Origin of the sequence: Pseudomonas sp. RSB 5.4 (assembly GCF_037126175.1) — a bacterium.
Lineage (GTDB): Bacteria > Pseudomonadota > Gammaproteobacteria > Pseudomonadales > Pseudomonadaceae > Aquipseudomonas > Aquipseudomonas fluorescens_H.
The window spans coordinates 3,522,454-3,535,781 of the sequence record NZ_CP146986.1; the positions used below are offsets into that span (position 1 = coordinate 3,522,454).

At 59.9% G+C, this 13,328-nt stretch carries 13 protein-coding genes and 1 tRNA gene; 8 read left to right on the forward strand and 6 right to left on the reverse strand.

Translation table 11 applies throughout. The features are described 5' to 3' along the window. Positions 1-65 precede the first annotated feature (65 nt). Genes murI through hemA form a run of 5 tightly spaced genes read right to left on the reverse strand, consistent with a single transcriptional unit; the run spans position 66 to position 4,795 of the window. Positions 66-857 carry a glutamate racemase gene (gene murI / locus V9L13_RS15870; protein WP_003228148.1) on the reverse strand — a complete coding sequence of 264 codons (792 nt, stop codon included), beginning with the start codon at positions 855-857 and terminating at the stop codon, positions 66-68. Next, positions 850-1,605 carry a molybdopterin-synthase adenylyltransferase MoeB gene (locus V9L13_RS15875; protein WP_003228150.1) on the reverse strand — a complete coding sequence of 252 codons (756 nt, stop codon included), beginning with the start codon at positions 1,603-1,605 and terminating at the stop codon, positions 850-852. The genes murI and V9L13_RS15875 overlap by 8 nt, the downstream gene beginning before the upstream one ends. After that, the gene (gene prmC, locus V9L13_RS15880) at positions 1,599-2,429 is read right to left on the reverse strand and encodes a peptide chain release factor N(5)-glutamine methyltransferase (protein ID WP_338799989.1); all 831 of its coding nucleotides are present in this window, start codon (positions 2,427-2,429) and stop codon (positions 1,599-1,601) included. Before prmC ends, V9L13_RS15875 begins: the two co-directional genes overlap by 7 nt. Then, positions 2,430-3,512, reverse strand: a complete 1,083-nt coding sequence (gene prfA, locus V9L13_RS15885; RefSeq protein WP_103520208.1) for a peptide chain release factor 1 — start codon at positions 3,510-3,512, stop codon at positions 2,430-2,432. It lies immediately after the preceding gene. Further along, positions 3,509-4,795 (reverse strand): glutamyl-tRNA reductase, encoded by a 1,287-nt coding sequence (gene hemA / locus V9L13_RS15890; protein WP_003228154.1) that lies wholly within the window; start codon positions 4,793-4,795, stop codon positions 3,509-3,511. Before hemA ends, prfA begins: the two co-directional genes overlap by 4 nt. 182 nt (positions 4,796-4,977) lie before the next feature. On the opposite strand from hemA, the gene V9L13_RS15895 reads away from it, so the two are divergent. The 8 genes from V9L13_RS15895 to ychF all read left to right on the forward strand — a co-directional run bounded on the left by V9L13_RS15895 (position 4,978) and on the right by ychF (position 11,899). Next, the gene (locus V9L13_RS15895; protein ID WP_003228155.1) at positions 4,978-6,702 is read left to right on the forward strand and encodes a tetratricopeptide repeat protein; all 1,725 of its coding nucleotides are present in this window, start codon (positions 4,978-4,980) and stop codon (positions 6,700-6,702) included. Positions 6,703-6,705: 3 nt separating this feature from the next. Beyond that, positions 6,706-7,323, forward strand: a complete 618-nt coding sequence (lolB, locus tag V9L13_RS15900; RefSeq protein ID WP_338799990.1) for a lipoprotein insertase outer membrane protein LolB — start codon at positions 6,706-6,708, stop codon at positions 7,321-7,323. A gap of 3 nt (positions 7,324-7,326) precedes the next feature. Continuing rightward, positions 7,327-8,178 (forward strand): 4-(cytidine 5'-diphospho)-2-C-methyl-D-erythritol kinase, encoded by an 852-nt coding sequence (gene ispE, locus V9L13_RS15905; RefSeq protein ID WP_103485744.1) that lies wholly within the window; start codon positions 7,327-7,329, stop codon positions 8,176-8,178. Positions 8,179-8,215: 37 nt separating this feature from the next. Next, positions 8,216-8,290 (forward strand) — tRNA-Gln (locus V9L13_RS15910). A gap of 45 nt (positions 8,291-8,335) precedes the next feature. Then, the gene (locus V9L13_RS15915) at positions 8,336-9,277 is read left to right on the forward strand and encodes a ribose-phosphate pyrophosphokinase (RefSeq protein WP_003171603.1); all 942 of its coding nucleotides are present in this window, start codon (positions 8,336-8,338) and stop codon (positions 9,275-9,277) included. Between the two features lie 142 nt (positions 9,278-9,419). Continuing rightward, positions 9,420-10,022, forward strand: coding sequence for a 50S ribosomal protein L25/general stress protein Ctc (locus tag V9L13_RS15920; protein WP_095136806.1), 603 nt, complete (start codon positions 9,420-9,422; stop codon positions 10,020-10,022). Between the two features lie 169 nt (positions 10,023-10,191). Next, on the forward strand, positions 10,192-10,776 hold the full coding sequence (gene pth / locus V9L13_RS15925; protein WP_003228164.1) for an aminoacyl-tRNA hydrolase: 585 nt from the start codon (positions 10,192-10,194) through the stop codon (positions 10,774-10,776). A 22-nt stretch (positions 10,777-10,798) separates the two neighbouring features. After that, complete coding sequence (ychF, locus tag V9L13_RS15930; RefSeq protein ID WP_003228166.1) at positions 10,799-11,899, forward strand: redox-regulated ATPase YchF; 1,101 nt, start codon at positions 10,799-10,801, stop codon at positions 11,897-11,899. 185 nt (positions 11,900-12,084) lie between these two features. Here ychF and V9L13_RS15935 read toward each other — a convergent pair whose 3' ends face one another. Then, complete coding sequence (locus V9L13_RS15935) at positions 12,085-13,302, reverse strand: MFS transporter (RefSeq protein WP_103486161.1); 1,218 nt, start codon at positions 13,300-13,302, stop codon at positions 12,085-12,087. Positions 13,303-13,328 lie beyond the last annotated feature (26 nt).

Below are 13,328 nucleotides of genomic sequence, written 5' to 3' on the forward strand. Positions count from 1 at the left end.
CAGCGGTATAGAAATCGGCGCTTGAGCAGAAGTTCAGCTGACTTTTTAGATATTTCACACTTTTTTTACAAGGTGAATTTTTCAACGTCACCGGCAACTTGGCCCAGCAGGGGCAAGGTTTTGCGAAAGGACTCGGGATCGGCGCTGGTCCAGAATCTGACTGGTTGGTTCGGGCCTTCGGCGAGCAGTTCACGCTCGGCCAGCAGTCGCTGCAATTGACGGGCGACGGCGGCACCGGTGTCGATCAGACTGATGTGGTCCGGGATCATCGACTTGAGCAGCGGTTTGAGAAACGGATAGTGGGTGCAGCCGAGAATGATCGTGTCGCAACCGTTGGCCAGCAGCGGATCGACATAATGCTTGAGCAACGTGCGCAACTCGGCACTGTGCAGATCACCGCTTTCAATCAGTTCCACCAGACCGGGGCACGGCTGGGTGACGACGCGAACGTCTGTGGCAAAGCGATCGAGCAACGCGGCGAACTTGGCACTCTGCAAGGTGCCGGTGGTGGCGAGTACGCCGACCACACCGCTGCGGGTGGCGGCGGCAGCAGGTTTGACCGCGGGCTCCATGCCGACAATCGGCCACTGGGGGAAATCCCGGCGCAGATCGGCAACAGCGGCCACCGTCGCCGTGTTGCAGGCGATCACCAGGGCCTTGGCGCCCTGCTCGCGGAAAAAGCCGGCCATCACATTGCAGCGCTGGCGGATGAACTCCGGGGTTTTCTCACCGTAGGGGATGTGCCCGCAATCGGCGAAATACAGCAGTGATTCATGGGGCAGCAAACGCTGGATCTCGGCCAGTACCGACAAGCCGCCGACACCGGAATCGAACACCGCGATCGGTGCCTCACGCATGCTGCGAACCACAGACGCTGCACCCCGGATCGCGCTTGACCCGCAGTTCACGGAAGCGCGAACCCAGGGCATCGATCAATAGCAAGCGGCCCACCAGTGGTTCGCCAAAACCGACCAGCACTTTCAAGGCTTCAAGCGCCTGCAGGCTGCCAACCAGCCCCACCAGCGGCCCGACTACACCGGCCTCGCTGCACGTCAGTTCGGCTTCGCTGCCGTGTCCGTAGAGACAGTGGTAGCACGGACTTTCCGGGCGGCGCGGGTCGAACACCGACAACTGCCCTTCCAGACGAATCGCCGCGCCACTGACCAAGGGTTTGCGCGCCGCCACGCACGCGGCGTTGACCGCTTCGCGGGTGGAGAAATTGTCGGAACAGTCGAGCACCAGATCCACCGCGGCCACGGCGGCGGCCAGGGAATCCTCATCCAGCGCCTGACGAAGGGCCACCAGTTGAATCTCCGGGTTGATCGCGCTCAGGCGCTTGAGCGCCGAGTCGACCTTGCTCATGCCGACGCTGTCGGTGTCATGAATGATCTGGCGTTGCAGGTTGGTCAGGTCGACCGTGTCGAAATCCGCCAGGTGCAGCTCACCGACGCCGGCCGCCGCCAGGTACAGCGCAACCGGCGCACCGAGACCGCCGAGGCCGACGATCAGTACACGACTGTCTTTAAGCTTCAGTTGCCCATCGATATCGATGTGTTGCAGCAGAATCTGCCGGCTGTAGCGCAGCAATTCCTGATCATTCAGCACGGCACGCGCCCCAGGCTGATCCGTTGATGACCGCCCAGATCGGTGCGGCTGTGGACTTCTTCGAAACCGCGGGTCAGCAACAGATCACGCACGGCTTCGGCTTGATCATAGCCGTGTTCGAGCATCAGCCAGCCGCCGGCTTCGAGATGCTCCGGGGCCTGGGCGACAATCAGGCGCAGATCTTCGAGCCCGTCGACACCCGCCACCAGCGCACTGGCCGGTTCGAAGCGCACATCGCCCTCGACCAGATGCGGGTCGGCGGCGGCGATGTACGGCGGGTTGCTGATGATCAGATTGAAACGCTGGCCTTCGAGGGCGCTGAACCAGTGGCTGCTCAGCACCGTGGCGTTGTTCAGGTTCAAGCGCTGGCGATTGCGTTCGGCGAGGGCCACGGCTTCCAGCACACGATCCACCGCCGTGACCTTCCACGCCGGGCGCTCACTGGCGAGGGCCAAGGCAATCGCGCCGCTGCCGGTGCCCAGATCGAGAACGTTCGCCGGCGTTGCCGCCAGCAGTTCCAGCGCGGCCTCGACCAGCAATTCGGTGTCCGGACGCGGGATCAGTGTGTGCGGAGCGACTTCCAGATCGAGCTTCCAGAACCCCTGCTGACCAAGAATGTAGGCCACCGGCTCACCGCCACGACGCCGTTGCAGGTACTCGGTAAAAATCAGCACCGCTTCGCTGGGCACGATGCGCTCGGGCCAGGTGTGCAGGAAACTGCGCGGTTTGCCCAGTGCCGCAGCCAGGAGCAGTTCGGCATCCAGACGCGCCGTGGGCGAGTCCGGCAATTCGGCGGCGCGCAACAGACTGGCAATGATGGTCATTTATTCACCTATCGCTGCAAGTTGGTCGGCCTGGTATTCGGCCAGCAAAGGCTCGATCACCGCTTCAACGCCGCCGGCGAGGATTTCATCAAGGGAGTACAGGGTCAGGTTGACGCGATGGTCGGTGACCCGGCCCTGGGCAAAGTTGTACGTGCGAATGCGCTCGGAGCGGTCGCCGGAACCCACGAGCAATTTACGTTCGCTGGCAATCGCGTTCGCGGCAGCAGCGGTCTGCTGGTCGTTGAGCTTGGCCGACAACCAGGCCATCGCCCGGGCACGATTCTTGTGCTGGGAACGTTCTTCCTGGCATTCGACCACGATGCCGGTCGGCAAGTGGGTAATGCGGATCGCCGAGTCGGTCTTGTTCACGTGCTGACCACCGGCCCCGGAAGAACGGTAGGTGTCGACGCGCAGATCCGCCGGGTTGATCTCAATCGCTTCCTGCTCGTCCGGCTCCGGCAATACCGCCACGGTACAGGCCGAAGTGTGGATGCGGCCCTGGGATTCGGTGGCCGGCACGCGCTGCACACGGTGCGCGCCAGACTCGAACTTCAGCTTGCCGTAGACATTGTCGCCTTCGACCCGGGCAATGACTTCTTTATAGCCGCCGTGTTCGCCCTCGTTTTCCGAGAGGATTTCCACGCGCCAGCCACGTCGCTCGGCGTAACGCGAGTACATGCGGAACAGGTCGCCGGAGAAGATCGCCGCCTCGTCGCCACCGGTGCCGGCGCGGATTTCGAGAAACACGTTGCGACCGTCGTTCGGGTCCTTGGGCAGCAGCATGCGTTGCAGATCGGATTCCAGGGTGATCAACAGCTCTTTGGCTTCGCGGACTTCTTCCACGGCCATTTCACGCATGTCCGGGTCGTTGTCCTTGAGCAATGCCTGGGCACTCTCCAGATCATTTTGTACGCCGAGCAGCTTTTTATAAGCGGCGACGACCGGCTCGACTTCGGCGTATTCCTTGGAATAAGCGCGAAATCTGGCCTGATCGGAAATGACTTCAGCGTCGCCAAGCAGCGCAGTCAGTTCCTCGAATCGGTCCTGGAGGATGTCCAGCTTGTTGAGCAGTGACGCTTTCATTGCGGTTTTTTATCCGAAAAACTATCCGGTGAGCCCTCAAGGGCAAAGAGTTCCTGGGCCATGGCCAGCGCATCGAGGCGGCCTTCGGCAGAAAGCTTTTTCAGTTGCACGCTTGGAGCATGCAGCAGTTTATTGGTCAGGCCGCGAGCCAGTTGCCCGAGCACATCTTCGGCGTTGCCGCCGTTGGCCAGCAGACGCAGGGCTTTTTGCAGCTCCTCGTCGCGCAGGCGCTCGCTCTGTTGCCGATAGGCCTTGAGCACATCGACCGCGGCCAGCTCACGCAGGCGCACCATGAAATCGTCGGCGCCGACCGAGACCATCTCTTCCGCGGCCTGGGCTGCGCCCTGACGACTCTTGAGGTTCTCGGCGACCACTTCGTGCAGATCGTCGACGCTATACAGGTAAACGTCGTCGAGTTCGCCGACTTCCGGCTCGATGTCCCGAGGTACGGCGATGTCGACCATGAAGATCGGCTTGTGCTTGCGCTGCTTCAGCGCACTTTCCACCGCGCCCTTGCCGAGGATCGGCAACTGGCTGGCGGTCGAACTGATCACGATATCGCTGCGCACCAGCTCCGCCGGAATGTCCGAGAGCAGCACCGCATGAGCGCCGAACTGCTCGGCCAGCAGGCTGGCGCGCTCCAGCGTGCGGTTGGCGACCACGATGCGCTTGACCCCCAACTCATGCAGATGGCGGGCAACCAGGGTGATGGTCTCGCCGGCGCCGATCAGCAGGGCCTGGCTGCGCTGCAGGTCGCTGAAAATCTGTTTGGCCAGGCTGACCGCGGCAAACGCCACGGACACCGGGTTTTCGCCGATGGCAGTGTCGGTGCGCACTTGCTTGGCGGCATTGAACGTCGCTTGGAACAGCCGCCCCAGCAGCGGGCCGATGGTCCCGGCCTCGCGAGCCACGGCGTAGGCCGATTTCATCTGGCCGAGAATCTGCGGTTCGCCCAGCACCAGCGAGTCGAGCCCGGAGGCGACGCGCATCATGTGACGAACTGCCGCATCATCTTCATGCACATAAGCACTCGCGCGCAGCTCATCGAGGCTTAAATGGTGATAATCGGCCAGCCAGCGCAGGACCAGATCAGCTGAAACCTGATCCTGTTCTATATAAAGCTCACTGCGATTGCAGGTGGAGAGGATCGCGGCTTCGCGGCTGTCGGTCATTCTGCAGAGCTGCTGCAAGGCCTCAACCAGTTGCTCAGGGGTAAAGGCCACGCGCTCGCGGACGTCTACTGAAGCAGTCTTGTGGTTAATACCGAGTGCGAGGAAGGCCATTCAAGGTCGCTGATAGTGACGTGAAGCCGGCAATTGTCCTACTTCGTCAGATTCAGAACAACTACCGCTGACTATTGTCCCAATGGTTGGTGCCTATAATGCTCACAACTGAGACTCGGTTATGTTTGGCCGAAGGCTTGTGTCATGATGATCCGACCGCAGGTTAGTCGTCCTCTTCCTATATGAATAGATCTTCCGCGTTGCTCCTAGCTTTTGTCTTCCTCAGCGGCTGCCAGGCCTTGGCCCCCGTTTCGCCGGACGGTACCCCGCCGGTCGAAGACACCACGCCCACGCCTGAAAAGCCCAAGGTTTACAGCTCGTTCAGCGAGGAAACCGTATACAGCCTGTTGACCGCCGAACTCGCCGGCCAGCGCAATCGTTTCGACATTGCCCTGGACAACTACGTGACCCAGGCCATCAACACCCAGGATCCGGGGGTTTCCGAGCGCGCGTTCCGCATCGCCGAATACCTCGGTGCCGACCAGCCTGCGCTGGATACTGCGCTGATCTGGGCGAGAAACGCCCCGGACGATCTGGAAGCGCAACGCGCCGCCGCCGTGCAACTGGCCCGCGCCGGGCGTTATGACGACTCCATGGTCTACATGGAAAAAGTCCTGCAGGGCAAGGGCGACACCCATTTCGATTTTCTCGCGCTGTCCGCGGCCGATACCGATCAGGAAACCCGCAACGGCCTGATGAAGAGTTTCGACCGCCTGCTGCAGCGTCATCCGAACAACAATCAGCTGATTTTCGGCAAGGCCCTGCTGCTGCAGCAGGACGGCGACAATAAAGCGGCGCTGCGCCTGCTTGAAGACCATCCGCCGGAAGACGGCGAAATCGCCCCGATCCTGCTGCGCGCCCGCCTGCTGCAAACCATGAATCGTGGCGACGAGGCACTGCCGCTGCTGCGCAAAAGCATCAAGAAGTACCCGGACGACAAGCGTCTGCGCCTGACCTACGCACGTACATTGGTTGAACAGGACCGGATGGACGACGCCAAGGTCGAGTTCTCCACGCTCGTTCAGCAATACCCGGAAGACGACGAACTGCGTTACTCGCTGGCGCTGGTCTGCCTGGAAGCCAAGGCCTGGGACGAGGCCAAGGGTTATCTGGAAGACCTGATCGCGCGCGAAAGTCACGTCGATTCGGCGCACCTGAACCTCGGTCGCATCGCTGAAGAGCGCAACGATCCGCAGGGCGCGCTGATCGAGTACGCCCAGGTCGGCCCGGGCAACGACTATCTGCCGGCGCAACTGCGTCAGGCCGATATCCTGATGAACAACGGCAAGACCGCCGAAGCCCAGAGCAAGCTGGCCGCCGAGCGTGACGCCCAGCCGGATTACGCGATCCAGTTGTATCTGATCGAATCCGAAACCCTGTCGGCCAACAAACAGGACGACAAGGCCTGGAAAGTCTTGCAGCAAGCCTTGCTGCAATACCCGGACGACCTGAATCTGCTCTACACCCGCGCCATGCTCGCGGAAAAACGCAATGACCTGGCGCAGATGGAAAAAGACCTGCGCCTGATCATCAAGCGCGATCCGGACAACGCCATGGCGCTCAATGCGCTGGGCTACACCCTGTCCGATCGCACCACCCGTTACGCTGAAGCCAAGGCGCTGATCGAACAGGCGCACCAGATCAATCCGGAAGACCCGGCGGTACTCGACAGCCTCGGCTGGGTGAATTTCCGCCTGGGCAATCTGGACGACGCCGAGAAATATCTGCGTCAGGCCCTCGAGCGTTTCCCTGACCACGAAGTCGCCGCGCACCTGGGCGAAGTCCTGTGGGTCAAGGGCAATCAGCGCGAGGCGAAGCAGATCTGGGGCAAGTACCTCAAAGATCAGCCCGACAGCACCATTCTGCGCAGCACCATCAAGCGCCTGACCGGATCCGAGACTCTTTAACTCATGTTTTTGCGCCACGTTATTGTTTTCAGCTTCATCGCCCTGCTCGCCGGTTGCGCGGGCTTCGGCGCTCGCGAATCGGTCGAGGGCCACGGCAGTCCGGCTCAGTGGGCCGCGAACAAACAACAGCTGACCGCCCTCGACGGCTGGCAGATCGACGGCAAGATCGGCATCCGCGCACCGAAAGATTCCGGTAGCGGCACGCTGTTCTGGCTGCAACGCCAGGACTACTACGACATTCGCCTGTCCGGCCCACTGGGTCGTGGCGCGGCGCGCCTGACCGGGCGCCCGGGCAAGGTCTCGCTGGAAGTTGCCAACCAGGGCCGCTATGACTCTGAATCGCCGGAAGCGCTGCTCGAAGAACAACTCGGCTGGAAATTGCCGGTGTCCAATCTGGCCTGGTGGGTTCGTGGCCTGCCGGCGCCAAGCAGCAAAAGCCGTGTGTCCCTCGATAACGACAGTCGCCTGGCCAATCTGGAACAGGACGGCTGGCAGGTCGAATACCTCAGCTATGCCGAGCAAAACGGTTACTGGCTGCCCGAGCGGATCAAGCTGCACGGCACCGATCTGGACGTGACGCTGGTGATCAAGACCTGGCAACCGCGTAAATTGGGGCAATAAAGCATGACCGCTCCACGTCTGACGCTGCCGTCGCCGGCCAAGCTCAACCTGATGCTGCACATTCTCGGGCGCCGTGCAGACGGCTACCACGAACTGCAGACGCTGTTTCAGTTTGTCGATTACGGCGACGAAATCACCTTCGCCGTACGCGATGACGGCGTGATTCGGCTGCACACCGAATTCGCGGGCGTGCCCCACGACAGCAATCTCATCGTGCGCGCGGCAAAAATGCTTCAGCAACAGTCCGGCTGCACACTCGGCATCGACATCTGGATCGACAAGGTGCTGCCCATGGGCGGCGGCATCGGTGGCGGCAGCTCCAACGCGGCGACCACCCTGCTCGGCCTCAATCACTTGTGGCAACTGGGCTGGGATGAAGATCGCCTCGCCGCGCTGGGCCTTTCGCTCGGTGCAGACGTGCCGGTTTTCGTCCGTGGCCATGCAGCATTTGCCGAAGGCGTGGGCGAGAAACTGACCCCGGTCGACCCCGAAGAACCGTGGTATCTGGTACTCGTGCCGCAAGTCTCTGTAAGTACGGCAGAAATTTTTTCCGATCCTTTGTTGACACGTAACACGCCGCCCATTAAAGTGCGCCCCGTTCCCGAGGGAAACAGTCGAAATGACTGCTTGCCGGTGGTTGCAAGGCGTTATCCAGAGGTACGTAACGCATTGGATTTGTTAGGTAAATTTACCGAAGCAAAACTCACCGGAACTGGAAGTTGTGTGTTTGGGGGCTTCCCAAGCAAAGCTGAAGCTGATAAAGTCTCGGCCCTTCTGACAGAGACCCTTACAGGGTTTGTAGCGAAAGGAAGCAACGTTTCGATGTTGCATCGCAAGCTGCAAAGTCTGCTCTAAAAGGAATCAAGTGCCAGGCACTTGAAGCAACAGATACAGGGGCGTCGCCAAGCGGTAAGGCAGCAGGTTTTGATCCTGCCATGCGTTGGTTCGAATCCAGCCGCCCCTGCCATTTTCTATACTCATCCAGGTTACCCTCAGCCTCTAGGTACTGCGCGTGTCCAAGATGATGGTCTTTACGGGGAACGCTAACCCCGATCTGGCTCGGCGTGTTGTACGTCAGCTGCATATCCCTCTCGGTGACATCTCTGTCGGCAAATTTTCCGACGGCGAAATTACTGCCGAGATCAATGAAAACGTTCGCGGTAAAGACGTTTTCATTATTCAGCCGACTTGCGCTCCGACCAACGATAACCTGATGGAACTGGTAGTGATGGCTGATGCCTTCCGCCGCTCCTCGGCTACTCGTATTACTGCTGTTATTCCTTATTTTGGTTATGCCCGTCAGGATCGCCGTCCGCGTTCCGCACGTGTGGCTATCAGCGCGAAAGTCGTTGCTGACATGCTTACCGTAGTCGGCATCGACCGTGTTCTCACGGTTGATCTGCATGCTGACCAGATTCAGGGTTTCTTCGATATTCCGGTAGATAACATCTACGGCTCCCCGGTTCTGGTGGATGACATTGAAGATCAGCGCTTCGAAAACCTGATGATCGTGTCCCCGGACATTGGTGGCGTCGTGCGTGCACGGGCTGTTGCCAAATCCCTGGGCGTGGATCTCGGGATCATCGACAAACGCCGTGAGAAAGCCAATCACTCTGAAGTGATGCATATCATCGGTGATGTCGAAGGGCGTACCTGCATTCTGGTCGATGACATGGTCGATACCGCCGGCACTCTGTGCCACGCGGCCAAGGCCTTGAAAGAGCATGGCGCAGCCAAGGTCTTTGCCTACTGCACACACCCTGTGCTGTCGGGTCGGGCCATCGAGAATATCGAAAATTCCGTGCTGGACGAGCTGGTGGTGACAAACACCATCCCGCTGTCCGCTGCAGCACAAGCCTGTGCACGTATCCGTCAACTGGATATCGCACCGGTTGTTGCCGAAGCGGTTCGCCGCATCAGCAATGAAGAATCGATCAGCGCGATGTTCCGTTAAGGGCCCTGCCCTTCTCGAAATGTCTCGTTGACGAAAAGCGCCCCGCCCCGGCATTCCTGTCGGGGCGGGGCTTTTTTTGCCCATACCGTGTTCGGCGCTGGTCGCAAACGCCACTCGGTCATGGCTATTTTGGAGATACAAAATGAACGATTTTACTCTGAATGCTGAAGTGCGTTCCGACCTGGGGAAAGGTGCGAGCCGCCGCCTGCGTCGTCTCGCCGCTCTGGTTCCAGCTGTTGTTTACGGTGGCGACAAAGCCCCTGAATCCATCAGCATGCTGGCCAAAGAAGTTGCCAAACTGCTCGAAAACGAAGCGGCTTACAGCCACATCATCGAGCTGAACGTTGGCGGCAAGAAACAAAACGTCGTGATCAAAGCCCTGCAACGTCACCCGGCCAAAGGCCACGTGATGCACGCTGACTTCGTACGCGTTGTAGCTGGCCAGAAACTGACCGCTATCGTTCCTGTGCACTTCATCAACGAAGCTGCTCCAGTGAAGAAAGGCGGCGAAATCTCGCACGTTGTTGCCGAGATCGAAGTTTCCTGCCTGCCAAAAGATCTGCCTGAGTTCATCGAAGTCGACCTGGCTGACGCTGAAATCGGCACCATCGTTCACCTGTCGGACCTCAAAGCTCCTAAAGGTGTCGAGTTCGTTGCTCTGGCACACGGCGATGACAAGGCAGTAGCCAACGTCCACGCTCCACGTGTTGCTCCAGAAGCTACCGAAGAAGGCGCAGCAGAGTAATTTCACTCTGTTCGTCGGAGTGAGTGAAACATCGCGGACTGGAACGTAGCGAGAAAGCGGGCGAGAACGCGGAGTTTACATTCATGGTAAATGAGCAATTTTCGTCCACTTTCGCCGCCTTCACTGCTTGCGGCGATGTTATCCACCACTCCAAGGAAGGGCCCCTATCGTGACTGCCATCAAACTGATCGTTGGCCTGGGAAATCCAGGCGCTGAATACGAACAGACCCGGCATAACGCAGGGGCCCTTTTTGTTGAGCGCATCGCTGCCGCGCAAGGTGTGAATCTTGTGGCCGATCGCAAATATTTCGGCCTGACCGGGCGCTACTCGCATCAGGGTCAGGATGTTCGTCTGCTGATTCCCACCACCTACATGAACCGCAGCGGCCAGGCCGTGGCGGCACTCGCCGGTTTCTTCCGCATCAAGCCTGAAGAAATCCTGGTGGCGCACGACGAACTCGACCTGCCTCCGGGCGTCGCCAAGCTCAAGCAGGGCGGCGGCCATGGCGGTCACAACGGGTTGCGCGACATCATCGCGCAACTGGGCAATCAGAATACTTTCTACCGCCTGCGGCTTGGCATCGGCCACCCGGGCGTCGCCAGTATGGTTTCAAATTTCGTCCTGGGTCGTGCGCCACGCGCCGAACAGGAAAAACTCGATGCCAGCATCGACTTTGCCCTCGGCGTGCTGCCGGATATCCTCGCCGGTGAATGGAACCGCGCGATGAAAAACCTGCACAGCCAGAAGGCCTGACTCTAATCCGAGGGGAAACACCATGGGATTCAATTGCGGCATCGTCGGCCTGCCTAACGTCGGCAAGTCCACCCTGTTCAACGCCCTGACCAAATCCGGTATCGCGGCCGAGAACTTCCCCTTCTGCACCATCGAGCCGAACAGCGGCATCGTGCCGATGCCGGATCCACGTCTGGAGGCTCTGGCGGCCATCGTCAATCCGAAGCGCATCCTGCCGACCACCATGGAATTCGTCGACATCGCAGGCCTGGTGGCCGGCGCGTCGAAAGGTGAAGGTCTGGGCAACAAGTTCCTGGCCAACATTCGCGAAACCGACGCCATCGCTCACGTCGTGCGCTGCTTCGAAGACGACAACGTGATCCACGTTTCCAACAGCGTCGACCCGAAGCGCGACATCGAAATCATCGACCTGGAACTGATCTTCGCCGACCTCGACAGCTGCGAGAAGCAACTGCAGAAAGTCGCGCGCAACGCCAAGGGTGGTGACAAGGACGCCGTGGTTCAGAAGGCTCTGCTGGAGCAACTGATCGCTCACTTCACCGAAGGCAAGCCTGCGCGCAGCCTGATGAAGAACATGAGCGCTGACGAAAAGGCCGTGATCAAGGGCTTCCACCTGCTGACCACCAAACCGGTCATGTACATCGCCAACGTCGCTGAAGACGGTTTCGAGAACAACCCGCACCTGGACGTGGTCAAGGCCATCGCCGAAGAAGAAGGCGCCATGGTCGTTCCGGTGTGCAACAAGATCGAAGCGGAAATCGCCGAGCTCGACGACGGCGAAGAGAAGGACATGTTCCTCGAGGCCCTGGGCCTGGAAGAGCCTGGCCTGAACCGCGTGATCCGCGCCGGCTATGAAATGCTGCACCTGCAGACCTACTTCACTGCCGGTGTCGAAGAAGTCCGCGCCTGGACCGTCCGCGTCGGTGCCACCGCGCCACAAGCCGCTGGCGTGATCCACACCGACTTCGAAAAAGGCTTCATCCGCGCCGAAGTGATCGCCTACAACGACTTCATCCAGTACAAGGGCGAAGCCGGTACCAAGGAAGCCGGTAAATGGCGCCTGGAAGGCAAGGACTACATCGTCAAAGACGGCGACGTGATGCACTTCCGCTTCAACGTCTAAGCGACACGCCGAAGAAAAAGCCGCGTTTGATACGCGGCTTTTTTGTACCTGACAGATTTGTATGCAACACCACCAATCCCCTGTGGGAGCGGGCTTGCTCGCGAAGGCGGTGCGTCAGCCACATTAATATCGACTGATACACCGCATTCGCGAGCAAGCCCGCTCCCACAAGGGGAATGGTGTTGTCAGGCCTTTTTGGTGCGCGGCAGGAAGATCGCCAACACCCCAAACAACGGCAAAAACGAGCACAGGAAATACACGTACTCAATCCCGTGCACATCCGCCAAGTGCCCCAACAGCGCTGCACCAATCCCGCCGAAACCAAACATCAAACCGAAGAACACCCCGGCAATCATCCCGACATTGCCCGGCACCAATTCCTGCGCGTAAACCACAATCGCCGAGAACGCCGAAGCGAGAATGAAGCCGATCACCACACTGAGGACAGTGGTCCAGAACAGATCGACGTGCGGCATTAGCAACGTGAACGGCGCCACGCCGAGGATCGAAAACCAGATCACCGCCTTACGCCCGATCTTGTCGCCAATCGGTCCACCAAAGAACGTCCCCGCCGCCACCGCGCCGAGAAACAGGAAAAGATGCAGTTGCGAGCTGGCCACCGACAGGTCGAATTTCTCGATCAGGTAAAAGGTGAAATAGCTGGTGAGGCTGGCCATGTAGAAATACTTGGAGAACACCAGCAAGCCGAGCACCACCAGCGCACTGGTCACCCTGCCCTTCGAGAGCCCGTGAGTCGCCGCCTGCCCGGCCTTGAGCTTGAACAGGTTGAGGTGATGGGCGTACCAGCGGCTGATGCGGTACAGCACGAACAGCGCAAACACGGCGAACAGACCGAACCACGCCACGTTGCCCTGACCGAACGGAATGATGATCGCCGCTGCCAGCAACGGGCCGAACGCAGAACCGGCGTTACCACCGACCTGGAAGGTCGACTGCGCCAGACCAAAGCGCCCGCCCGAGGCCAGCCGGGCAATCCGCGAAGCCTCGGGGTGGAAAGTCGAGGAGCCGATACCGATCAGCGCCGCCGCCAGCAGAATCAACGGGAAACTGCCGACCATCGACATCATCACGATGCCGATCAGCGTGCAAACCGAACCTGCCGGCAACAGCCACGGTTTCGGATGGCGGTCAGTGTGATAACCGACCCACGGCTGCAGCAACGATGCTGTCAGTTGAAAGGTCAGGGTAATCAAACCGACCTGGGTGAAGCTCAAGCCATAGTTGGCTTTGAGCATCGGGTAGATCGACGGCAGCACCGACTGAATCAGGTCGTTGATCAAATGCGCCAGCGCCACCGCGCCGATGATACGCATCACCAACGGGCTGCTTTGGGGAGGAGCGGACGCCGAGGCAGCGGCGGTCTGAGCGTTGCTGATAGCCATGAAAGTTTCCGTACAGCAGATGGGTG